20 protein-coding genes are annotated in these 22,772 nt (G+C 69.9%); 3 read left to right on the plus strand and 17 right to left on the minus strand.

Features of this window, described 5'->3' with window-relative positions:
* Positions 1-40 precede the first annotated feature (40 nt).
* The 3 genes from KLK06_RS27975 to KLK06_RS60190 all read left to right on the plus strand — a co-directional run bounded on the left by KLK06_RS27975 (position 41) and on the right by KLK06_RS60190 (position 3,414).
* Complete coding sequence (locus KLK06_RS27975; protein WP_308168477.1) at positions 41-925, plus strand: peptidylprolyl isomerase; 885 nt, start codon at positions 41-43, stop codon at positions 923-925.
* 60 nt (positions 926-985) lie between these two features.
* Entirely contained in the window at positions 986-2,215 is a 1,230-nt protein-coding gene (locus KLK06_RS27980) for a DUF349 domain-containing protein (protein WP_214638627.1), read from the plus strand.
* 95 nt (positions 2,216-2,310) lie between these two features.
* Positions 2,311-3,414, plus strand: coding sequence for a cupin domain-containing protein (locus KLK06_RS60190; protein WP_250906148.1), 1,104 nt, complete (start codon positions 2,311-2,313; stop codon positions 3,412-3,414).
* Here KLK06_RS60190 and KLK06_RS27990 read toward each other — a convergent pair.
* The 17 genes from KLK06_RS27990 to KLK06_RS28070 form a co-directional block, all read right to left on the minus strand.
* Positions 3,395-5,587 carry a bifunctional (p)ppGpp synthetase/guanosine-3',5'-bis(diphosphate) 3'-pyrophosphohydrolase gene (locus tag KLK06_RS27990; protein ID WP_214638628.1) on the minus strand — a complete coding sequence of 731 codons (2,193 nt, stop codon included), beginning with the start codon at positions 5,585-5,587 and terminating at the stop codon, positions 3,395-3,397. The genes KLK06_RS60190 and KLK06_RS27990 overlap by 20 nt on opposite strands.
* Before the next feature lie 175 nt (positions 5,588-5,762).
* Complete coding sequence (locus KLK06_RS27995; protein WP_214638629.1) at positions 5,763-6,281, minus strand: adenine phosphoribosyltransferase; 519 nt, start codon at positions 6,279-6,281, stop codon at positions 5,763-5,765.
* Positions 6,282-6,499: 218 nt separating this feature from the next.
* Complete coding sequence (secF, locus tag KLK06_RS28000; protein WP_214638630.1) at positions 6,500-7,492, minus strand: protein translocase subunit SecF; 993 nt, start codon at positions 7,490-7,492, stop codon at positions 6,500-6,502.
* Between the two features lies 1 nt (position 7,493).
* A complete protein-coding gene (secD, locus tag KLK06_RS28005) occupies positions 7,494-9,296 on the minus strand; it encodes a protein translocase subunit SecD (RefSeq protein ID WP_308168478.1) in 1,803 nt (600 codons plus the stop codon).
* Between the two features lie 42 nt (positions 9,297-9,338).
* A complete protein-coding gene (gene yajC, locus KLK06_RS28010; protein ID WP_250906149.1) occupies positions 9,339-9,770 on the minus strand; it encodes a preprotein translocase subunit YajC in 432 nt (143 codons plus the stop codon).
* A gap of 218 nt (positions 9,771-9,988) precedes the next feature.
* Positions 9,989-11,020, minus strand: a complete 1,032-nt coding sequence (gene ruvB / locus KLK06_RS28015) for a Holliday junction branch migration DNA helicase RuvB (RefSeq protein ID WP_214638632.1) — start codon at positions 11,018-11,020, stop codon at positions 9,989-9,991.
* Positions 11,021-11,057: 37 nt separating this feature from the next.
* A complete protein-coding gene (gene ruvA, locus KLK06_RS28020; RefSeq protein ID WP_214638633.1) occupies positions 11,058-11,663 on the minus strand; it encodes a Holliday junction branch migration protein RuvA in 606 nt (201 codons plus the stop codon).
* Positions 11,660-12,217, minus strand: coding sequence for a crossover junction endodeoxyribonuclease RuvC (gene ruvC, locus KLK06_RS28025; protein WP_214638634.1), 558 nt, complete (start codon positions 12,215-12,217; stop codon positions 11,660-11,662). The genes ruvA and ruvC overlap by 4 nt, the downstream gene beginning before the upstream one ends.
* Positions 12,218-12,329: 112 nt before the next feature.
* Positions 12,330-13,487, minus strand: coding sequence for a GNAT family N-acetyltransferase (eis, locus tag KLK06_RS28030; RefSeq protein WP_308168479.1), 1,158 nt, complete (start codon positions 13,485-13,487; stop codon positions 12,330-12,332).
* An 11-nt stretch (positions 13,488-13,498) separates the two neighbouring features.
* Entirely contained in the window at positions 13,499-15,133 is a 1,635-nt protein-coding gene (locus KLK06_RS62505; RefSeq protein ID WP_214638635.1) for a carbohydrate ABC transporter permease, read from the minus strand.
* 42 nt (positions 15,134-15,175) lie between these two features.
* On the minus strand, positions 15,176-15,928 hold the full coding sequence (locus tag KLK06_RS28040) for a YebC/PmpR family DNA-binding transcriptional regulator (protein WP_214638636.1): 753 nt from the start codon (positions 15,926-15,928) through the stop codon (positions 15,176-15,178).
* A 3-nt stretch (positions 15,929-15,931) separates the two neighbouring features.
* Complete coding sequence (gene pdxT, locus KLK06_RS28045) at positions 15,932-16,510, minus strand: pyridoxal 5'-phosphate synthase glutaminase subunit PdxT (RefSeq protein ID WP_214638637.1); 579 nt, start codon at positions 16,508-16,510, stop codon at positions 15,932-15,934.
* Between the two features lie 77 nt (positions 16,511-16,587).
* Positions 16,588-17,754 carry an MFS transporter gene (locus KLK06_RS28050; RefSeq protein WP_250906150.1) on the minus strand — a complete coding sequence of 389 codons (1,167 nt, stop codon included), beginning with the start codon at positions 17,752-17,754 and terminating at the stop codon, positions 16,588-16,590.
* Between the two features lie 54 nt (positions 17,755-17,808).
* Positions 17,809-18,231, minus strand: a complete 423-nt coding sequence (locus tag KLK06_RS28055) for a MarR family winged helix-turn-helix transcriptional regulator (RefSeq protein WP_214638639.1) — start codon at positions 18,229-18,231, stop codon at positions 17,809-17,811.
* 86 nt (positions 18,232-18,317) lie between these two features.
* The gene (locus KLK06_RS28060) at positions 18,318-20,000 is read right to left on the minus strand and encodes an alkaline phosphatase (RefSeq protein ID WP_214638640.1); all 1,683 of its coding nucleotides are present in this window, start codon (positions 19,998-20,000) and stop codon (positions 18,318-18,320) included.
* Positions 20,001-20,663: 663 nt separating this feature from the next.
* A complete protein-coding gene (gene pdxS / locus KLK06_RS28065; protein ID WP_308168480.1) occupies positions 20,664-21,584 on the minus strand; it encodes a pyridoxal 5'-phosphate synthase lyase subunit PdxS in 921 nt (306 codons plus the stop codon).
* A gap of 108 nt (positions 21,585-21,692) precedes the next feature.
* Entirely contained in the window at positions 21,693-22,700 is a 1,008-nt protein-coding gene (locus KLK06_RS28070; RefSeq protein ID WP_214638641.1) for a DUF3048 domain-containing protein, read from the minus strand.
* Positions 22,701-22,772: the final 72 nt, after the last annotated feature.

Consider the following 22,772-nt stretch of genomic DNA (forward strand, 5'->3'; position numbering starts at 1 on the left):
ATTCGCCCACCTCAGTTGATTGACTATGGGAGGCAAAGCGGTGGCCACGGGGAAGGACCGGCAGAAACAGCTGGCACGCGAGCACCACGAGCGGCAGCTGGCACGCCGACTCGAGCGCGAGCAGCGCGCCAAGCGCATGGCGATCATCGGCTCCACGGTGGGCGTGATCGTCGTGGTGGGAGGCATCGTGGCCGCGGTCGCGTTGCTGGGTGGCGGCGACTCCAAGACCGACGCCGCCGCGACGGCGCAGCCCTCGGACACGGCGGTGCCCTCGGCCTCGGCTTCGGCGACGCCCGCCGCGGGCCCCAAGCCGTACGACGCCAAGACCGGCACGTGCGACTACGTCGCCGACAAGAGCGGCGGCGTGGTCAAGGACGTCGGTCTCCCGCCGAAGAAGGTGAAGCTCAAGCCGGCGACCAAGACGATGACGCTCAACACCAACCTGGGCGACATCGTGGTGCAGCTCGACAACGCCAAGGCGCCCTGCACGGTCAACTCTCTGGCCTACCTGGCGGAGAAGAAGTTCTACGACGGCAGCAAGTGCCACCGGCTGGGCAGCGCGCAGTTCCCGATGCTGCAGTGCGGAGACCCGCAGGCCAAGGCCGACGGCAAGGGCGAGTCGGACGGCGCGGGCGGCCCCGGCTACGTCATGGGCGAGGAGAACCTCACGGGCGCCACCTACAAGCGCGGCGTGATGGCGATGGCCAAGACACAGGCGCCGGGCACCACCGGAAGCCAATTTTTCCTGGTCTTCGGCGACCTCGACCTCACCGCGGATTACACGCCAGTGGGTACGATCACCAAGGGTCTCGACATCCTCGACAAGGTGAACAAAGCGGGCGTCATCGCTCCCGGACAGGATGGCACCGGGGCACCTAAGGAAACCGTCGTAATCAAAGACGTGACATTCTCTGGCAAGAGCTGACGTAATACAAACTAGGGACAGTAGTCCCGAAGGGTCTGATGGATAGTGCGGGAGGACACGGTGAGCACCGACCCGTGGGGCCGGGTAGACGACGACGGCACCGTCTACGTGCGTACGGCTGAGGGAGAGCGAGCCGTCGGTTCCTGGCAGGCCGGTGAACCGGACGAGGCACTGGCCTACTTCCATCGCAAGTACGACGAGCTGGCCGGCCAGATCACGCTGCTCGAGCAGCGGGTCAAGGGCACCGACCTGGCTCCGGCACAGGCCGAGGCCAGCATCGTCAAGCTCCGCGAGGCGGTCGCCGAGGCACACGCCATCGGCGACCTCGCCGCGCTGACGGCCCGTCTCGACGGGCTGACGGAGGTGGTCGCGCAGCGGCGCGAGGAGGTCAAGGCCGCGCGTGAGCACGCGCGGGCCGAGGCCAAGACGGTCAAGGAGCGCATCGTCGCCGAGGCCGAGCGCATCGCCGACGAGACCACCCACTGGAAGTCGGGTGGCGAGCGGCTGCGCCAGCTGGTCGAGGAGTGGAAGGCTGCCGACCGCATCGACCGGGTCACCGAGGCGGCCCTGTGGAAGCGGCTGTCGGCCGCCCGCACTGCCTTCGCCAAACGGCGTAAGCAGTACTTCTCGGGGCTCGATGAGCAGCGCGAGGGCGTACGCGCCGAGAAGGAGCGCATCGTCGCCGAGGCGGAGGCGATCGCCGACTCGACCGACTGGGCCACGACGGCGGCCGTCTACCGCGACCTGATGCAGCGCTGGAAGAGCGCGGGCCGGGCGTCGCGGGAGGCCGAGGACGAGCTGTGGGCGCGTTTCAAGGGCGCCCAGGACCTGTTCTTCCAGGCCCGCTCGGCGGTGTTCGCCGAGCGTGACGCGTCCCTGGCGGCCAACGCCGAGATCAAGGAGGTGCTGCTGACGGAGGCCGAGAAGATTCTTCCGGTCACCGACGTACGCACCGCCAGAGCGGCGCTGCGCCACATCCTGGAGCGCTGGGAGGCGGCCGGTCCGGTGCCGCGCGAGCAGCGCGACCGGCTCGAAGGCGGCCTGCGCAAGGTGGACGACGCCGTGCGCAAGGCCGAGGACGCCGAGTGGAAGCGGTCCAACCCCGAGGCCAGGGCCCGCGCCCAGAGCACGGTCGACCAGCTGCGCACCTCGATCGAGCAGTTGGAGAAGCGCCTGGCCAAGGCCCAGACCGCCGGACGCGCCAAGGACGTGAAGGAGGCCGAGGAGGCCATCACGGCGCGCCGTTCGTGGCTGGAGGAGGCCGAGCGGACACTGGCCGAGTTCAGCTGAGGTCTCCGCCAGTCCGCGGGCGAAGGGGGTCGCCTGCGTGCCCGGCCTTCAGGGTGCCGGGCCGATGAGGGCGCGGGAGCTTTAGGGTGGCAGACATGGATCCCGTGCCCGCCGCGCGCGCCCTGGTCGCCGAGCTGTTCCCGGACGCGCTCTACGCCTTTCTGGGCGGCAGTGCGCTGAGCGGCCACCGTACGAGCCGGTCCGATCTCGACGTGGTCGTGGTGCTGGACGGCCTGGCCGTGCCCTACCGCGAATCGTCGCGGTGGCGTGAGTGGCCGGTCGACCTGATGGTGCACAACGAGCTGAGCCTGATCGCCTACGCCGACCGCGATCTGGCCGGCCGACGGCCCACCCTGCCGCGCATGTGCGCGGAGGGCGTGGTGCTCACCGACCGGGCGGGGCGGGCCGCCGAGGTCCAGGCAGTCATGCGCGAGCGCCTCTCCGCCGGTCCCGGCCCCGCCGCGCCAGGGATGCTGGACCGGGCCCGCTACGTCCTGTCGGACCTGCTCGACGACCTGGCGGGCGCGACGGACCCGGGCGAGCAGACGTTCATCCGCTGGCAGATCGTCCAGGAGTCGGCCCGGCTGGCGCTGACGACCGCCGGCCGCTGGCACGGCTCGGGCAAGTGGCTGCTGCGCGAGCTGCGCTCCCACGACGCGGCGCTCGCCGACGCGCTGCTCTCCGCCCACGACGATCCGGTACGCCTGGCCGCCACGGCCACGAGCGTGCTGGAGCGGGCCGGAGGGCGCCTGTGGGAGGGCTACCGGGCAGACGGGGACCCGTTCCACCAACGGCTGCGTCACATCACCTCAGGCGATCTGACGTCCGAGACCGCCCAGAGCTCCGGCATGCACCGCCTGGCGGCCGTCAGCGGGCGTACGGCCGGGTCCGGCAAGCTGTGGATGGGCCAGACCCACGTCGCCCCCGCCACGCGCTCGGCGGATCACCATCACGGGGAGTCGGAGACGGCCATCTACGTGGTCAGCGGCACGCCGTCGTTCGTGTTCCTGGACCCCGGCAGCTCACGTGAGACCCGGCTGGACACCAAGCCGGGTGACTACATCTTCGTCCCGCCCTACGTGCCGCACCGCGAGGAGAACCCCGACCCCGATCAGGAGGCCGTGGTGGTCATCGCCCGCAGCACCCAGGACGCGATCGTGGTCAACCTGCCCGATCTGTCTACGTACTGGCGCCGCTGACCCGATAGACGTCGAAGACGCCCTGAATGCTGCGGACGGCTTTGAGCACATGACCGAGATGCTTGGGATCGCCCATCTCGAAGGTGAACTTGCTGATCGCCACCCGGTCTCGTGAGGTGGTCACCGAGGCGCTGAGGATGTTGACGTGCTGGTCGGACAGGGTCCTGGTGACGTCGGACAGCAGGCGGGGCCGATCGAGGGCCTCGACCTGGATGGCCACCAGGAAGACCGAGTCGTCGCCCGGCGACCAGCTCACCTCCACCAGGCGGTCGGGCTGCGACTTGAGCTGCGTGATGTTGGTGCAGTCGGCGCGGTGCACGGACACCCCGTGCCCCCGGGTGACGAAGCCGACGATCTCGTCGCCGGGCACCGGGGTGCAGCACTTCGACAGGCGTACCCAGACGTCGCTGTCGCCCGCGACGACCACGCCCGCGCCGCCACCGCCCCGGGGACGGCCGCGCAGGCGCGTCGGGAGCGAGGTCTCGGCGATGTCCTCCTCGGCGCTGTCGACGCCGCCGATGGAGGCCACGAGCTTCTGCACGACCGTCTGGGCGGCGACGTGGCTCTCCCCCACGGCCGCGTAGAGGGCGGAGACATCGGGATAACGCAGGTCGCGGGCCAGTGCCAGCAGCGACTCGCCGGACATCAGGCGTTGCAGCGGCAGCCCCTGCTTGCGCATGGCCCGGCCGATGGCCTCCTTGCCCGCCTCGATCGCGGTCTCGCGGCGCTCCTTGGAGAACCACTGCCGGATCTTGTTGCGGGCGCGGCCGGACTTGACGAACTTGAGCCAGTCGCGCGACGGGCCGGCGTCGGGTGACTTGGAGGTGAAGATCTCGACCGTGTCGCCGTTGCCCAGCCGCGACTCCAGCGGCACCAGGCGGCCGTTCACGCGGGCGCCGATGCAGCGGTGGCCGACCTCGGTGTGGACCGCGTAGGCGAAGTCGACCGGGGTGGCCCCCTCCGGCAGCGCCACCACCTGGCCGCGCGGGGTGAAGACGTAGACCTCGGAGACCGACAGGTCGAAGCGGAGCGACTCGAGGAACTCGCCCGGGTCGGAGGTCTCCTTCTGCCAGTCGAGGAGCTGGCGCAGCCAGGCCATGTCGCTGCCCGGCTTGACCTTGCCGGCCGGGCCCGGCGCGCCGACCTCCTCTTTGTACTTCCAGTGGGCGGCCACGCCGTATTCGGCCCGGTGGTGCATGCCTTGCGTGCGGATCTGCAGCTCGACGGGCTTGCCCTCGGGACCGATCACCGTGGTGTGCAGCGACTGGTACATGTTGAACTTGGGCATCGCGATGTAGTCCTTGAACCGGCCGGGGACCGGGTTCCAGCGCGCGTGGATCGTTCCGAGGGCCGCGTAGCAGTCGCGCACGCTGTCGACGAGGACTCTGATGCCCACCAGGTCGTAGATGTCGTCGAAGGCCACGTCCCTGGCGATCATCTTCTGGTAGACCGAGTAGTAGTGCTTGGGCCGGCCCTTGACCACCGCGCGGATCTTCGCCTCGCGCAGGTCGCCGGAGACCTTCTCGATGACCTCCTGAAGGAACAGGTCCCTGCGCGGGGCCCGCTCCGACACCATGCGCGCGATCTCGTCATAGCGCTTGGGGTAGAGCATGGCGAAGGCCAGGTCTTCGAGCTCCCACTTGATGGTGTTCATGCCCAGGCGGTGGGCCAGCGGGGCGAAGATCTCCAGGGTCTCGCGGGACTTCTGGTGGCGCTTGTGCTCGGGCAGGTAGCGCATCGTACGCATGTTGTGCAGCCGGTCGGCCAGCTTGATGATCAGCACCCGGATGTCGCGCGACATCGCCACGACCATCTTGCGCACGGTCTCGGCCTGCGCGGCGTCGCCGAACTTGACCTTGTCGAGCTTGGTGACGCCGTCGACCAGGGAGGCGATCGTGTCGCCGAAGTCGCCGCGCAGCTCCTCGAGGCCGTAGGCGGTGTCCTCGACGGTGTCGTGCAGCAGCGCCGCGCACAGCGTCTCGTCGTCGGTGCCGAGCTCGGCCAGGATCGTCGCGACGGCCAGCGGGTGGGTGATGTACGGGTCGCCGCTCTTCCGCTTCTGGTCGCGGTGATGGTAGGCGGCCACGTCGTAGGCATGCTCGATCAAGCGCAGGTCGGCCTTGGGATGAGTGGCACGGACCGTCCTGAACAGCGGCTCCAGCACCGGATTCATGGCCCCACCCCCAAACCGCCTTCGACGCGCCGCCGGAGCGCCGGGCGCCGTCTCGGCATTCCCTGCGTCAGTTGCGTCGGGCACGACCACATCGCGGGGCACACAGACTCCTTACCTTCGAGTCCAGGCCCCCCAGTGTATCCAGGTGAGAAACCTGGCCTGTCTCGGGGCGGGCTCAGACGATCACAAGGGAGCGCAAATCCACTCCCACAAGACGCTCGCGTCCCTTGAGAAAGGCCAGCTCCATCAGCACGGCGACGCCGACGACCTCGGCTCCGGCCCTGCGCACCAGCTCCACGGTCGCCTCCGCCGTGCCGCCGGTGGCGAGCACGTCGTCGACGATGAGCACCCTGTCACCTTCGGTGAAGGCGTCGCGGTGCACCTCGATGGTCGCGGAGCCGTACTCCAGATCGTAGGACTCTTCAAGAGTTTCGGAAGGCAGTTTGCCCTTCTTTCTGATGGGCACGAATCCGGCCCCCGCCCGGTAGGCCACCGGAGCGGCCAGAATGAAGCCCCGGGCCTCGATTCCGACGATCTTGTCCACATCGTACGCCCCGGCCAGCTCGTCGACCACAGCCGTGAACACCGCCGGGTCGGCCAGCAGCGGGGTGATGTCCTTGAAGACGACTCCCGGCTGGGGATAGTCGGGCACGTCCCTGATGCGGTCGCAGATCAACGAGCTCAGGTCGCTCATGACGGCACTCCTTCGGTTGACCGCCGGGCGGTCGCTGCTTTCCACGACTGACGGCCTCCATGATGGCCCATCCTGGGCACCACCGGCGTCAGGTGGGGGTTGGGTGGCATTCACCCGGTTATGTCCGCCTCTGTGAGGGCTCTCAGAGCCTCTACAGAGCGACGCCCCCGCCCGGGGTGGGCGGAGGCGTCGTTCGTGCGCGTACGGGGCCGTGTGGGCTAGCCCTTGGCCGTCGCCGCCTTCTTGCCGCCCTTGACGGCCTTGGTGCCGGTGGAGGAGAGCCGCCGGGCGATGGCCTGGTACTTCGGCTCCCGCTCCTTCAGCGTCACCAGCAGCGGCGTGGCCACGCACAGCGAGGAGTAGGTGCCGACGATCATGCCGACGAACAGCGCCAGCGACAGGTCCTTCAGCGTGCCCGCGCCGAGCAGCGTGGTGCCGATGAACAGGATCGCCGCCACCGGCAGGATCGCGACCAGCGAGGTGTTGAGAGACCGGATCAGCGTGTGGTTCAGGGCGTTGTTGGCCGCCATCGAGTAGGTCTGCTTCGACGTGGTGCCCAGCTTGGCCGTGACTTCCTTGATCATGTCGAACACCACGACCGCGTCGTAGAGCGAGTAACCGAGGATGGTCAGGAAGCCGAGCAGCGTCGCGGGCGTGACCTCGAAGCCCGACCAGGCGTAGACGCCCGCCGTGATGACGAGGTCGTGGATGAGCGCGACGATCGCGGCCAGCGCCATCTTCGGCTCGAACGCCATCGACAGGTACAGGATGATCGCCAGCATGAAGACGCCCAGGCCCATCCAGGCCTTCTGCGACACCTCGCCGCCCCAGGTCGCGCCGATCGACTGGATGTCGACGTCCTTGACCGCGACGCCGAAGTCCTTCGAGATGGCGTTCTGGACCTTGGTCACCGCGCCCGTGTCGAGGCTCTCGGTGGTGACCCGCCAACGGTCGCCGGCCGTCTGCACGATCGGCTGGTGCACGCCCTCCTGCAGGAAGCTTTCGCGGACCTGCACCACAGAGCTGGTCTGCGACGCCTTGAAGGAGAAGACCGACCCGCCCTTGAACTCAACGCCCAGGTTGAGCCCGTTGATGAGCAGCCCGGCGAGGGACACGATCAGCAGGAAGCCGGAAAGGCTGTACCAGAGCTTCCAGCGGCCGACGAAGTCAACGTCGATCTCGCCGCGGTAGAGGCGACGCCCCAGTCCCATGTCAGGCCTCCTGCGGGGTGGTCGTGGTGCGGCCGGTGGTGTGGCCAGGGTCTTCCCTCATGCGCTCGGCGTCGAGGCCGGACAGCGGGTGCCCCTTGGCGAAGAACTTGAGCTTGGCCAGCACCGCGATGAACGGCTTCGTGAACAGGAACACCACCACGATGTCGATCAGCGTGGTCAGGCCCATCGCGAACGCGAACCCGGCCACACCGCCCACGGCGAGCACGTACAGCACGACCGCGGCGATGAACATGACGGCGTCGGCGATCAGGATCGTGCGCCGCGCACGCACCCAGGCCACCTCGACGGCCGCACGCAGCGTCCGCCGCCCTTCCTTCATCTCATCTCGTATGCGTTCGAAGTACACGATGAAGGAGTCGGCGGTGATGCCGATCGAGACCACCAGGCCGATGATGTGCGGCAGCGACAGCCGGAACCCGGCGTTGTGGCCGAGCACGACCACGGTCGTGTAGGTGAGGATCGTGGCGACCACGAGGCTGAGGACGGCGACGATGCCGAGACCGCGGTAGTACAGCAAGCAGTAGAGGACCACGAGGCCGAGGCCGAAGACGCCGGAGATCAGGCCGCCCATGAGCTGGTCCTGGCCGAGGGTCGAGGACACGGTCTCGATCGAGCTGGGGTTGAACTTCAGCGGCAGCGCGCCGTACTTGAGCTGGTCGGCCAGCTCGGTGGCGCTCTGCTGGGTGAAGCCACCGGTGATCTCGGCGCGGCCGCCCGGGATCGGGCCGATGATGTTGGGCGCGGTGATCACGACACCGTCGAGGACGACGGCGACCTGGTTGCGCGGCGCCTGCGAGTTGTAGGCGGTGGAGGTCAGCTTGCTCCACGCGCTCGCGCCCTGGCTCTTGAAGTCGAGCTGGACGAGCCACTGGGTGGTGCCCTGCTGGACGCCGGCGCTGGCCGAGGAGATGTCGGTGCCGACGACCTTGGCCACGTCGAGGACGTACTTGAGGCTGCCGTCGGACTCACAGGCGGCGAACTGCTTGGCCGGGTCGTCCTGGACGCCCTTCCCGCGGTTCTTCGGGTCGCTGCAGTCGAGCTTGTTGAACTGCGCGAGCACGTCCTTGTCGATGCCCTGGGTGTTGATCGCCGTACTGGGGTCCTGAGTGGGCTGGCCGCTCGACGTCGGGGTGGGCGTCGGAGTGGCCTTGCCGTCCTTGGTCTTCTGCGCCTTCGGTGTCTCCTTGGCCTTCGGCGAGGCGGTCGCCGACGGGGTGGCCGACGGCGCGACCAGCGCGGACGACAGGGCCTTGCCCGTGGGCGAGGTGCTGGGCTTGGGAGCCCCCGCCGACTGGGACGGCTTGCCCGACTGCGTGGGGGCGGAGGACGGAGCCGTGGACGGGGTGGAGGACGGCGAGGTGCCCGGCTTGGGCGCCTCGGTGGCGAGCTCCTGCGGAGTCTGCGTGGCCGCTATGGCGAGCACCTGGCGGAAGCGGAGCTCCGCTGTGGTGCCGACCAGTTCGATGACCTCCTTCTGACCCGCGCCCGGAACGGAGATGATGATGTTGGCGCCGGACTTGGTGACCTCCGCGTCGGAGATGCCGTTGCCGTTGACCCGGTCGCGGATGATGTTGACCGCGCGGTCAAGGATCTCCTCGGGCGGAGCGGCACCGTTCAGGGTCACCGGTGAGAGAGTCACCGTCGTGCCGCCGGCGAGGTCGAGCCCCAGCTTCGGCGTGAACGCCTTCTGCAGGAACATCGTCCCGCCCAGGGCGATGATGAGCGCCAGCAGCACCAGGAGCGTTCGCCCCGGTCGGCTGTGGCGGCTGGTCGGTCGGGCCACTGGTCGTCAGTCTTTCCGATAGGGGTTTGAGGCAGAGCCTAGTCAGGACTGCTTGGAGCTGGAGTCCTTGCCGCCGTTGCGCTCCACGGTCGGCTCGGTCTCTTCGCGGGGGGTGTCGTCCTTGTCGTCGACCTTGGCCTCGTGGGCGGCCGTGTCGTCAGCGGCGGCGTCCACCACGGGCTCGTCAGCGAGGGGCTCGTCAGCCGGAGCGTCGCCGGGAGTGACGACGCGCCCGATGGCGGCCTTCACCCATCGGGTCTCGATCCCGGGAGCGACCTCAAGAACCACGTCCTCATTCTCTACTGCGACCACGGTGGCGAACAGGCCAGTCGTCGTCATGACCCGAGCACCCGGCGCCAGTGAGTTCTGCATGGCGGTCGCCTCTTGCTGGCGCTTGCGCTGGGGGCGGATCAGCAAGAAGTAGAACACCACCACCAGAAGGATCAGCGGCAGGATGCTTCCGAGTTGTCCCATGTCCATAAGGAGCGACCTTCCATTGTCGTACAAGAAGTTGACACCGGCCTCGCGCCGGAAATTCCGTGCGTAACGTCGGGGCCGCGCCGCTCAGCCCGTCAGCCTACACAGCCAGCCAAGCCACGGAGTGTAGGCCGTTGTTGCGAAACGCGGCAACGAGGCAGCGTTTCGGCGCGCGGGGAAGTTCCCATATTGAAACGGTTGCAACCGTTCTGTGATCAGTCGAAAAGCGTGGCTCCGAAGGCGTCGGGCGGCGGTGTCATCCCGAGATGGTGCCAGGCCGCGGCGGTGGCGACCCGGCCGCGCGGGGTCCTGGCCAGCAGTCCTTGGCGTACGAGGAAGGGCTCGGCCACCACTTCGACGGTCTCCGGCTCCTCGCCGACGGCCACGGCGAGCGTGGACAGGCCGACGGGACCGCCGCCGAACTTGCGCAGCAGCACCCCGAGCACCGCCCGGTCGAGCCGGTCGAGCCCTTCGGCGTCGACTTCGTACAGATTGAGGGCCGCGGAGGCGATGTCACGGTCGATGACGCCGTCCGCGCGGACGTCGGCGAAGTCGCGGACCCGGCGCAGCAGGCGGTTGGCGATGCGGGGCGTGCCGCGCGAGCGCCGGGCGATCTCGTGCGCGCCTTCGGCCGGCAGCCGCACGTCGAGCAGCCTGGACGAGCGGTAGAGGACCCGCTCCAGCTCCTCGACCTCGTAGAAGTCCAGGTGCGCGGTGAAGCCGAACCGGTCGCGCAGCGGCGCGGGCAGCAGCCCGGCCCTGGTGGTGGCGCCGACCAGGGTGAACGGCGCGATGTCGAGCGGGATCGCGGTGGCTCCTGGGCCCTTGCCGACGATGATGTCGACGCGGAAGTCCTCCATCGCGAGATAGAGCATCTCCTCGGCGGGGCGGGCCATCCGGTGGATCTCGTCGATGAACAGCACCTCGCCCTCGGCCAGCGTCGACAGGATGGCCGCGAGGTCACCGGCCCGCTCCAGGGCCGGCCCTGACGTGATGCGGAGCGGAACGCTCAACTCGGCTGCGATGATCATAGCCAGTGTCGTCTTGCCCAGACCCGGCGAACCGTTCATCAGCACATGATCCGGCGGCCGATTACGCCGCATGGCGCTCTCCAGCACCAGCGACAGCTGCTCCCGCACCCGCGCCTGGCCGATGAACTCACTCAGCCGCTTGGGCCGCAGCGCCGCCTCGATCTGCACCTCGTCGCCCTCGGCGTCGGGTGACACGAGATCACGCTCGAGGCTCACGCCGCCACCTCCCCCAGCGGGGACCGGACCGGCCCGCTCATCGCGCGCTGCTCAGCGATCGCAGGGCGGACTTCAGCAGGACGGCGATCTGCGGGTCGTCACCGGCCTCCGGCTCGATGATGGCGATGGCCTCGTCGGCGTCCTTGCTGGAGTAGCCCAGCCCCACCAGCCCCGAGTGGACCTGGTCGCGCCAGGCCGCCACCCGCCGGCCGCCGTTGAGTGCCGCGTCGACCGCCTCGTCGGGTGTGCCGAGCCGGTCCTTGAGCTCCAGGACGATGCGCTGGGCGCCCTTCTGGCCGATGCCCGGCACCTGGGTGAGCGCCTTGAGGTCGGCGGAGGCGACGGCCACGCGCAGCGCGTTGGGCGAGTGGACGGCGAGCATGGCCAGCGCCAGCTTGGGGCCGACGCCGCTGGCCGTCTGGAGCAGCTCGAAAACGGTGCGCTCGTCGGCGGTGGCGAAGCCGAAGAGGGTGAGCGACTCCTCGCGCACCACCAGCGACGTGGCCAGCCGCGCCTCCTCGCCCACCCTGAGCGTGGCCAGGGTGGCGGGTGTGCAGTGGGTGAGGATGCCGACCCCGCCGACCTCGATCACCGCACCGTAGGGGGCGATCGCCGTCACCTGTCCGGCCACCGACGCGATCACAGCGCCACGTCCTTCCGTGTCGTACGGGCCCGTGCGGTGCGGCCCTGGGCCTTGGCCATGGCCTCGGCCAGGCGGAGCTGGGCCCCGCCGCGCCATACGTGGCAGATGGCCAGGGCGAGCGCGTCGGCGGCGTCGGCGGGCTTGGGCATCTCGCTGAGCCGCAGCAGGCGGGTCACCATGGCGCCGATCTGCTTCTTGTCGGCGGTGCCGCTGCCGGTGATGGCGGCCTTGACCTCGGAGGGGGTGTGGAGCGCGACGGGCAGGCCGCGCCTGGACGCGCACAGGATCGCGATGCCCGCCGCCTGGGCGGTGCCCATGACCGTGCGGACGTTGTGCTGGCTGAACACCCGCTCGACCGCCACCGCGTCGGGCCGCACGTCGTCGAGCCACTGCTCGATGCCGGCCTCGATGCCGACCAGCCGGGCGCCCAGCTCCTCGTCGGCGCCGGTGCGCACCACCCCGACGGCCACCAGGGACAGCGGCGCGCCCGGCCGCCCCTCGACCGCGCCCAGGCCGCACCGGGTCAGCCCCGGATCGACGCCCATCACCCGCACCGGCCTGCCTCCCCGCGCCGCCGAACATCTGTTCGGCACGAGACTCTACCCCGGCTGACGTGCCCGCGCATCGGGAAACGCCCGGCCGGACCGGCGGACGAGGGCGAGCCCGTCAGAAGTAGTCCAGCATGTATGGCCTGGCGGCGAAAGCGGCGTCGAGCAGCTCGTCGTACCGCTCATGCCCGGACATGAGGCCGCTGCGCCGCAGCGTGGCCGCCGGGATCCCGGCGTACAGGGCGGAGAAGCCGTTGATAGACAGCACCGGCCCGGACTCCGCCGAGTCCCCGAGCGGTGTGGCGGCCCCGGCGCCGCCGGCGAACTCCAGCCGCCAGCGCCCCGTGTTGCCCGGCCGGAGCCGGTCGGCCACCTCGACGACCGCGTCGCCGGCGACGACGGCCGGATATCCCCTGCGCTCCACGGCCGCCGCCACGTCGAGGACGCGCAGCATCCATCGCACCTGCCGCACCTGCTCCGTCGACCGCTCGCGCAGCTGCCACAGCACCGGGTCGTCGGGCGCGACGCTGGCGGTGACGTGCTCGGCCATCGACGAGGCGGAGCCCACCAGCGACCACAGCGCCCTGGAGGTCTCCTCGGATCCGGCGACGAGGTTGTCGACCTCGATGTCCTGACCGTCCCAGCGGTAGATGACGTAGCCGTCCGGCGCCAGGTAGAGGAAGTCGTCCTCCGCCTCGAGCAGGCGCCCCCAGGTGCGCTCGTCCCACGAGACGGGCCCGGAGGCACGCGCGGCGCCGTGTGCCTGCCGCAGCACGGAGACCAGGTCCGCCGCGTCGCCGGGGCCCATCCTGCGGAGCTTGACCTCGCCGGACGGCGGGATCGTACGCAGCGACTCGGCCCGGAGCTTGACGTGGTGCCGGGCTCCCGCGTGCTCGTAGCCGGCCGAGCGGTAGAGGGGCGTGGTCGCCGGATAGAGCGCGGACACGGCGTCGCCGAGTGCGACGGCCCGCTCCACGGTGGCCCGCATGAGCCGGCCGCCGACGCCCTTGCCGCGGTCCTCCGGGTTGACGGTGACGGCCGCGACCCCGGCCATGGGCTGCGGCTTGCCGTGCCACCACTGGGTGAACGGTCGCAGCCGCGCGGCCGCGACCAGCCTGGGGCCGTCGAAGACGCCCACGTAGCGGCCCTCGGTCAGCGCGGGCAGCGTCCCCTCGCGCCAGCGCTCCCGTGCGGCGGCCGGGATCGGGCCGAAGGCGCGCCTGCGAAGGTCGAGGACGGCGTCGAGGTCGTCGGAGGTCACATCACGGATGTCCACGAACCCACAATTTACGCAGGCAGCGCGTCCTCCCGCGAACCGCCCACGGTGATGGCGAGCCGGTCGAGGTAGAGCAGTTGCGCGGCCACGATGCCGATCAGGGCGACGGCGACCACGGCCAGCGGCGTGGCCAGGCCGATGTCGGGCCACGCCGAGGTGTAGCCGGTCGTCTGGGTGAGCAGCGCGACCGGCGCGGTGGCCAGGCCGGGCTCCTGGGCGACCAGCAGGGGCCAGAGGAGGTCATGGCCGTTCACCAGCGTGACGGCCAGGGCGAGGATGCCCGCCATCGGTAGTGAGGGCAGGACCACTCCGCTCAGGAAGTCCTTGCCGGTGCGCGCCGCCAGCCCCTTGCACAGCAGCGTCAGGATCAGCAGGGCGGGCACGCTGACCAGGATCGGCTGGACGAGGGCCACGAAGGAGTCGATCATGCCCATGCTGCGGATGGTCCGCCAGTCGGCGACGCTCAGCGGGCCCATCCCGACGAACAGCCAGGGGGCGAAAGCGAGCAGCAGCCACTCGCTCCTGCGGCCCAGGGGTCGCAGGCCGCCGATGCCGAGCGCGGCGAGGTAGGCGACGCCGACCGACACCAGCGCGCCGATGAGGGCGGGCGCCCAGGTGTTGACGACGGTACGCAGCCCGGACGGGGCCGCGGAGCCCGGCTGGGCGGGGGCGAACAGCGCCGACAGCCACGGCCAGGCCAGGACGAGCCCGACGACCGCGACGACGACCAGCGCCACCACGCCGACGGCCGCCTTCGCGCCGGAGCCGGACCGGGTCGCATCGGGGTCCTGCGCGTTCTCGCGGGGCACGATCGTGATGCGCATGCCGCTCGCCGCCGCCACGCAGACCGCGGCGATCCCCAGGACGCCCAGGATCACCCCGATGACGGTCGCCACCGTGGCGCCCAGCTCGACCTTGACCATCATGAACGTGTAGGTGTACTGGACGAGGCTCAGCGTCTGGGTGGACCCGTTGGGCCCGCCGTGCGTCATGGTCAGCCCGATCGAGAACGTCTGCAGCCCGGCGGCGATCATCGCCAGCGCGACGAGCGCGCCCACGGCGAGCATGGCCGTGGAGACGGTGCCGCCGCGCAGCGCGGGCAGGAACGCCAGCGTCGCCAGCGCGCAGACCACGCCGAAGGTGGCGGCGACGATGACGAGCTGGAGCGTTCCCGGCGCCGTGGCGGGGTCGCGCAGCCCTTCGGCCAGCGTGACCAGGCCGGACGCGTCGGGCCTCAGCCCGCGCATCCACGAGATCGCCACGGCCACCGGGGAGAACGTCACCAGGGCGAGGGACAGCACGATCCGCCCGGCCCGCCTGGGCCAGCCGCCCGACCGGTCGAGCGCCAGCGCGAGCAGCGGCCCCACCACCACGGCCACCAGCAGCGGCATGACCGCCAGGGAGAGCGTGAAGACCAGTGCCTTCCAGAACGCCCCTTCGCCCAGCACCCGGCCGAAGTTGGCGAGACCCACGAAGTCGCTCGGGCCGGTGAGCCTGACCGACTGGAGGCTGAGCAGGATCGTCTGGACGGTGGGCAGGACCAAAGAGATCAGCGTGCCCAGCAGCGCCGGCAGAAGAAGCAGCCAGCCCAGGGCCGGAGACGCGAAGTCGGTTGAGGTCTCGGTAGGGGTTCGGGGGGAGGTCACGACGCCCGACCCTACAGCGGACTGGCGATCAGGCGTGAACGCTCACGCCTCCAGCTTCTCCATGATCTCGTCGGAGACGTCGAAGTTGGCGAAGACGTTCTGCACGTCGTCGCTGTCCTCGAGCGCGTCGATGAGGCGGAAGACCTTCTTGGCGCCGTCCTCGTCGAGCTGCACGCTCATCGTGGGCAGGAAGCTCGACTCGGCGGAGTCGTAGTCGATGCCCGCCTCCTGGAGCGCCTTGCGCACCGGCACCAGGTCGCCGGCCTCGGACACGACCTCGAAGGAGTCGCCCAGGTCGTTGACCTCCTCGGCGCCCGCCTCCAGCACGGCCGCCAGCACGTCGTCCTCGTCGACCCCGTCCTTGGGCACGAGCACGACGCCCTTGCGGTTGAACATGTAGGACACCGAGTTGGGGTCGGCCAGCGAGCCGCCGTTACGGGTGAGCGCGACGCGCACCTCGGAGGCCGCGCGGTTGCGGTTGTCGGTGAGGCACTCGATGAGCACCGCGACGCCGCCGGGCGCGTAGCCCTCGTACATGATGGTCTGCCAGTCGGCGCCGCCCGCCTCCAGGCCGCCACCGCGCTTGCGGGCCCGCTCGATGTTGTCGTTGGGCACGGAGTTCTTCTTGGCCTTGAAGATGGCGTCGAAGAGCGTCGGGTTGGCGTCCGGATCGGGGCCGCCGGTCCTGGCCGCCACCTCGATGTTCTTGATGAGCTTCGCGAACAGCTTGCCGCGCTTGGCGTCGAGCGCGGCCTTCTTGTGCTTCGTCGTCGCCCATTTGGAGTGGCCGGACATTACCTAGAGCTCCCTCAGCATGTCTACGAAGTATCGGTGCACGCGCGTGTCACCCGTCAGCTCAGGGTGGAACGAGGTCGCGAGCAGCGGCCCTTGACGGACCGCGACGATCCTATCCCCAGGCTCGGCGGTACCCAGCACTTCGACGTCCGCGCCGACCGATTCGACCCAGGGGGCCCGGATGAAGATGGCGTGCACCGGCTCGCCGGCGAAGTCGAGATCGGCCTCGAAGGAGTCGACCTGGCGGCCGAACGCGTTGCGCCTGACGACCATGTCGATGCCGCCGATGGTCTGCTGGCCGTCGACGCCGTCCTCGATCCGGTCGGCCAGCATGATCATGCCGGCGCAGGAGCCGTACGCGGGCATGCCCTCCTTGATCCGTATCCGCAGCGGGTCGAGCAGGTCGAAGGTGTCGGCCAGCTTCCACATCGTGGTCGACTCGCCACCGGGGATGACCAGGCCGTCGACCGCGTCCAGCTCGGCGGGCCGGCGTACGGCGATGGCCGACGCGCCGGCCTCCTGGAGCATGCGCACATGCTCGCGCACGCTTCCCTGGAGAGCGAGTACACCGATCGTGGGCACGGTGAATCCTTCCGTCCGGATGCGGGTTTCGGACAATTCAACACCAGGACGGCCTCGGATCTTCCTACGGGGCGCGATCAACCGACCGTGGCGGCCTCCTGGACCGCGAGGTCGTCCACGCGTGTCAGGGCGCCGAGGTGGTGGCGCCGGCCGTACAGGATGCCCATGCCGATCAGGCAGCAGAGGGCGCCGACCGCGTACGGCACCGGGGCGCCGAGCTCCTCGCCCAGCTTGGTGGCGATGAACGGGGCCAGCGCGCCGCCCATCCAGCGGACGAAGTTGTAGCCGGCGGAGGCGACGGGCCTGGGCGCGTCGGAGACCTCCATGGCCGACTCGGTGAAGACGGTGTTGTTCAGGCCGATCGGGATGCCGGACAGGATCGTGAAGACGATGATCCCGGCGTGTCCCGACACGGCGATGCCGACCTGGAGGACGGCCAGCAGGCCCAGCGCCAGGTGCAGGACGTTCACCGAGCCGAGCCGGCGCTGCAGCGGCGGCGCGGCGAACACCGAGGCGAGCGCCACGCACACGCCCCAGCCGAAGAACACCGCGCCGATGCCGTAGGCGGTCATGTGCAGGATGAACGGGGTGAAGGCGAGGACCGTGAAGAAGGCGAAGTTGTAGAACAGCGCGGTGAAGGCCGTGGTGGACAGGCCGCCGTGGGCCAGGGCCCGGATGGGCGCGCTGAGCTTGGTCCTGACGGGGGGCTTGGGGGTCGTCTTCAGCAGCGTGGCGATCAGCACGAAGCCGAGGGCCATCAGCGTGGCGGTGCCGAAGAACGGGGCTCGCCAGTTCCAGTCGCCGAGCAGCGCTCCGGCCAGCGGTCCGGCGGAGATGCCCAGGCCGAGCGCGGCCTCGTACAGGATGATGGCCGCGGAGCCGCCGCCACTGGCCGCGCCGACGATGACGGCCAGCGCGGTGGCCACGAACAGCGCGTTGCCCAGGCCCCAGCCCGCGCGGAAGCCGACGAGCTCGGCGACGCTGGTGGAGGTGCCCGAGAGCGCGGCGAACACGATGACCAGGGTGAGCCCGGCCAGCAGCGTGCGCTTGCCGCCGATGCGGCTGGAGACCCAGCCGGTCAGCAGCATGGCGACGGCGGTCACCAGGAAATAGCTGGTGAACAGCAGCGACACCTGGCTGGGGGTGGCCTTCAGACCTTGGGCGATGGACGGCAGGATGGGGTCGACGAGACCGATGCCCATGAACGCGACCACCGCGGCGAAGGCGGTGGCCCAGACGGACATCGGCTGACGAAGGATTCCGCCACCGGACGACATATTGCTCCTTTCACGTGCGCTTCACCTGTGGCCGAGCTTCGCCAGCGCCGGCAGAGCGACCGCCAGAGCGGCTCGTTCCTCATCGGTGAGCGCCGCCAGTTCGCGGCTGAGGTGGGCGATCCTGGCCTGGCGCACGGCCAGCAGCCGGACGCGGCCTTCGTCCGTGAGCTCGACCGTCCTGACGCGGGCGTCGGCCGGGTCGGCGCCCCTGGCCACCAGCCCGGCGTCCGCCAGGCGGTTGATCTGCACGGTCATGGTGGGCAGTTGTACGGCGTGCTCCTCGGCCAGTTCCGTCATCCGGCGGGGGCCGGCCTCCAGAGAGCCGAGGACGGAGAGTTGCTGGCTGGTGACCGGCTGGCCCGCCACCGTGCGCCTGAGCAGCAGGACCAGGTGGCGGAGCACCGCGGAAACCTGTTCGGCCAGCTCGGCGGGATCGTCCTTCATGATGCTTAGCCTAACTAACTTAGCCTGGCTAATATTCCGAAATGCAAAAAAAGGCGGCGCCCTCACGGACGCCGCCTTTCCGGGTGTTACGGGCGTTCGGTCTCCAGGCGGACGGTCTCGTCCACCGTGACGCGCCGTGCGAGCACGGACGGGTCGAGCGGGCGCAGGTACGTCTGCTGCACGCCGGGCACGCCGTCCTCGACCACGAACGTCGCCCTGGTGTACGCCTCCGCGCCGGGCTCTCTCAGGTGCGGCACCACCTTGAAGTCCGCGGTGAGCGCGTCTCGCTCGATCTTCGTCAGCACGTAGCCGCGCTGGTTGTTGTAGAACTTCAGGTGCGGGTTGATGGCCAGGAACGGGTGCGTGGCCGGGTCGGAGTCGGCGCCGTCGCCGCCGGTGGAGATCGAGGTGGCCACCAGCTCGGAGCCCACCGTCGGGCCGGTCGGGTCGTCGTAGTTCAGCTTGAGGTCGCTGGCCCAGTGCGCGTGCACGTCCCCGGTCAGCACGACCGGGTTGCGTACCCTGGCGTCGACCCAGCCCTGCGTGATCCGCTGGCGCGAGGCGACGTAGCCGTCCCAGGCGTCCATGCTGGTGACCTTGGCCGGGCCGGCGTTGTTGTCACGCTGGGCGAAGAACACCTGCTGGCCGATGATGTCCCACTGGGCCCGCGACTTGTGGAAGCCGTCGACCAGCCATTCCTCCTGGGCCGCTCCGGTGATCGACCTGCTGGGGTCGACGGCGGCCGGGCAGTCCTTGTAGCCGTCGCCGCAGCCCTGGTCGTCGCGGTACTGGCGGGTGTCGAGCATGTGGAAGCTGGCCATCCTGCCCCAGCGCACGCGCCGGTAGAGCTGCATGTCGACGCCGCGCGGGATGGAGGTGCGGCGCAGCGGCATGTTCTCGTAGTAGGCCCGGAAGGCGGCCTCGCGGCGCTGCAGGAAGGTCGGCTGGTCCTCGGCGTGCTCCGGGATCTCGTCGGCCCAGTTGTTGTCCACCTCGTGGTCGTCGAAGACGACCAGCCAGGGGGCGGCGGCGTGGGCGGCCTGCAGGTCGGGGTCGGCCTTGTACTGGGCGTGGCGCTGGCGGTAGTTGGCCAGCGTGACGGTCTCGGGGCCCTCGTGGTCGCGTACGTTGCCGCCGGGGATGTTGTAGATGTCCTTGGTGTACTCGTACTGGTAGTCGCCCAGGTGGAGGATCAGGTCCGGGTGCTCCTCGGCCAGCCTGCGGTATGAGGTGAAGTAGCCGTGCTCGTACTGGGCGCAGGAGACGAACGCCATCGACAGGGCGCCGCCGTACGACAGGGGGTGCGGGGCGGTCTTGGCCCGGCCGACGGGCGAGATGTACGGGCCGACGCGGAAGCGGTACCAGTACTCACGGTCGGAGCTGAGATGGTCGGCCTCGACGTGGACGGTGTGGCCCCATTCGGGAGCGGCCACGGCGACGCCGCTGCGGACCACGCGGCGGCACCGCTCGTCGGAGTAGATCTGCCACAGCACGGGGAACGGCCGCTGCGGCATGCCGCCGAAACCGTCCTCGGCCAGCGGCTGCTGGGCCAGGCGGGTCCAGAGCACGAAGCCCTCGTGATCCGGGTCGCCGCTGGCGACGCCGAGCGTGAACGGGTCGGTCGTCAGGCCCCGCGAGGCCAGGCTCTGGGCGGTCTCGGTGGCGGGGTCCTTGACGGGGTCGGCGTTCGCGGCGGTGGCCGGGATGGCCGCGGCGGCGCCCGCGGTTAACCCGGCGACGAGGAAGTGGCGGCGGTTGAGCTTGGACAAGGGGGGCTCCTGGGGAGGTTGGCGAGGGGACGTCTCGATAACCTGACGGAGGATCATGACGCCCCGATGAACACCACCTAACATGAAAAAGGCGACATCCTTCACGGATATCGCCCCATTCGGAAATTTCCGCCGTCCCGGCGGCGCACCCGGCGTCCTAGATCATCTCACCCCACGCCCCCGCGGCCTGCGACGACGCGCCGGGGCGGAAACGCCTCGCCGCGGCGGACACGCCGCCCGCGCCGGAGCGCAAAGAAAGGGCAGGCGACCCGCAAGGGGACCGAGCGTGCCTCGCGCGCCCCACCTGCGGGACGCAAAGGTGCGGGGACACATCGCACGACGGCAACACGCAAGGCACAGACGGAGGTCAGCCTCTGTAGTTCGCGAAAACCACAGGGCGCGTCACCCGCGACGGCGCGCAATGGCAGCGCGCGACACGCACGGCATGGCGCGTCTCGTTGCCAGCGCGCAAGAGGCGGGCGGACGCCGCCCACCTGCGGCACGCAAACGCGCGGGGGACATCGCGCGCGACGGCGCACGACAACGTGCGTGCCCTCCTGCGGCGCGAAACCGCAGGGGTGCGTCGCCCGCGACGGCGTAAGGCGCGACGGCGCCCGCGTCAGTCGCGCGCGCCGTCGCCCACGCCAAGAGCCAGTGGCCCTGTTACCAGCCGCGCTCGGCGAGGCGGTGCGGCTGGGGGATGTCGTCGACGTTGATGCCGACCATCGCCTCGCCCAGCCCGCGCGAGACCTTGGCGATGACGTCCGGGTCGTCGTAGAACGTCGTGGCCTTGACGATGGCCGCGGCGCGCTTGGCCGGGTCGCCCGACTTGAAGATGCCGGAGCCGACGAACACGCCCTCGGCGCCGAGCTGCATCATCATCGCCGCGTCGGCCGGGGTGGCGATGCCGCCCGCGGTGAACAGCACGACGGGCAGCTTGCCGGCCCGGGCCACCTCGGCCACCAGCTCGTACGGCGCCTGCAGCTCCTTGGCGGCGACGTACAGCTCGTCCTCGGGCAGCGAGGTGAGCCGCTTGAGCTCGCCGCGGATCGTCCGCATGTGGGTGACCGCGTTGGACACGTCGCCGGTGCCGGCCTCGCCCTTGGAGCGGATCATGGCCGCGCCCTCGGTGATGCGGCGCAGGGCCTCGCCCAGGTTCGTCGCGCCGCACACGAAGGGCACGGTGAACTGCCACTTGTCGATGTGGTTGGCATAGTCGGCCGGGGTCAGGACCTCCGACTCGTCGACGTAGTCGACGCCCAGGGCCTGCAGCACGCGGGCCTCGGTGAAGTGGCCGATGCGGGCCTTGGCCATGACCGGGATCGACACCGCGGCGATGATGCCGTCGATCATGTCAGGGTCGCTCATCCGGGAAACGCCGCCCTGCGCGCGAATGTCGGCGGGCACGCGCTCCAGGGCCATCACGGCGACGGCGCCGGCGTCTTCGGCGATCTTCGCCTGCTCGGGGGTGACGACGTCCATGATGACGCCGCCCTTGAGCATCTCGGCCATGCCGCGCTTGACGCGCGCAGTTCCGGTGACGGGGGTGTTTTCGGGCGTGCTGGACACGACGGTCTTCCTCACAAAGGCGAACGGTAAGTTATCAAGCCCATGGTAGGTCCTGAAGACCTCTCCCCCGACACACCACGATGTCAGGATTTATCAAGGCTCTTGTACATCTAGGTGGGCTTTTCACGGGATAACGGGCTTGCGGCTGGCGAGCGCGACCCAGACCTGGCCGGGCGCGAAGTTCATCGGCTCGCCACTCTCCGTGGAGAACGTCGTACCGCTCTCCTCGGATTTCCGCTCCCACTTCGCCTTGTACGCCTTGCCGTCGCGCAGTACCACCGCCGAGCCCTTGCCGACGCTGTGCACCAGGGGCGTGTAGCTCTGGTTCTTGTCGTGGAACTGGGAGCGCTCGGTCTTGGTGTACTGGACGACGATCGTCGGCGCGCCGAGCTGGCCGCCCTCCGCCGCCATGTCCTTCTTGCCGTCCTGCCAGATCAGCCACTTCTTGTCCGCCTCGGACCAGCCGAAGGTGAAGCGCGCGGCGGGCCACTTGACGGTGTACGACTTCTTGTCCACGCCGCCGTCGGCCGGGGCGTCGCCGAAGGTGAAGCCGATGTCCTTGGCCTTGTCGGCGCCCGGCGCGCGGGTCAGCAGCTTCTTGGTGGTGGCGAACAGGTTGTAGGGGGCGAAGCGGCCCGGCTGGCGGAAGAAGGCGCCCGGGTTGCGGGTGTCGCCGACGTCGTACAGCGACGCCTTGGCCATGAACGGCAGCATCAGCGACTGCACGCCCGAGTAGGCGAAGGCGGGCTTGCCGAACTGCGGCACGATGTGCAGGTCGGAGATGCGGGCGCTGCGCACGGGCCCCACCTTGGCCGGCAGCTTCGAGGAGAAGACGGCCATCAGGCGGGTCAGACCGGCCTCGACCTGCTCGACGTAGACGATGTCCGCGCTCTTGAGCCCGAGCTGGGGCTTGCCGGCCGCGGTGTTCTCGATCTTCACGGCGAGCACCGGCTTGGCGGCCCCCTTCATCGGCAGTCCGGTGAAGGGATGGGTCTCGCCCGCCTCCGCCGTGGGCTCCTCGGTCGGGGACGCCGTGGCGGCCTGCGGCGCCTTGCCCGCAGCGGGCTCGTCCGACGAGCAGGCCGCGACCGGCAGCAGGACAGCCGCCCCGGCCAGCGTCACGGTAATCATCCGAGGTAGCCGCACCTGTGTACTCCTCCGCATGGGCCCAGAAACGGAAGAAGCCTACCGGCGCTCTCCAAA

It is taken from the genome of Nonomuraea sp. NEAU-A123 (assembly GCF_018603905.1).
Classification (GTDB): domain Bacteria; phylum Actinomycetota; class Actinomycetes; order Streptosporangiales; family Streptosporangiaceae; genus Nonomuraea.

What these genes read in the sequence shown, in the direction of transcription:
- KLK06_RS28055 (WP_214638639.1), bottom strand. Translation starts at nt 18,231, where the DNA reads ATGAAGGACGATCCCGCCGAGCTGGCCGAACAGGTTTCCGCGGTGCTC.
- KLK06_RS28070 (WP_214638641.1), bottom strand. Translation starts at nt 22,700, where the DNA reads ATGATTACCGTGACGCTGGCCGGGGCGGCTGTCCTGCTGCCGGTCGCG.
- yajC (WP_250906149.1), bottom strand. Translation starts at nt 9,770, where the DNA reads ATGGGACAACTCGGAAGCATCCTGCCGCTGATCCTTCTGGTGGTGGTG.
- KLK06_RS27995 (WP_214638629.1), bottom strand. Translation starts at nt 6,281, where the DNA reads ATGAGCGACCTGAGCTCGTTGATCTGCGACCGCATCAGGGACGTGCCC.
- secF (WP_214638630.1), bottom strand. Translation starts at nt 7,492, where the DNA reads ATGGGACTGGGGCGTCGCCTCTACCGCGGCGAGATCGACGTTGACTTC.
- KLK06_RS28050 (WP_250906150.1), bottom strand. Translation starts at nt 17,754, where the DNA reads ATGTCCGTCTGGGCCACCGCCTTCGCCGCGGTGGTCGCGTTCATGGGC.
- KLK06_RS27990 (WP_214638628.1), bottom strand. Translation starts at nt 5,587, where the DNA reads ATGAATCCGGTGCTGGAGCCGCTGTTCAGGACGGTCCGTGCCACTCAT.
- KLK06_RS28040 (WP_214638636.1), bottom strand. Translation starts at nt 15,928, where the DNA reads ATGTCCGGCCACTCCAAATGGGCGACGACGAAGCACAAGAAGGCCGCG.
- KLK06_RS60190 (WP_250906148.1), top strand. Translation starts at nt 2,311, where the DNA reads ATGGATCCCGTGCCCGCCGCGCGCGCCCTGGTCGCCGAGCTGTTCCCG.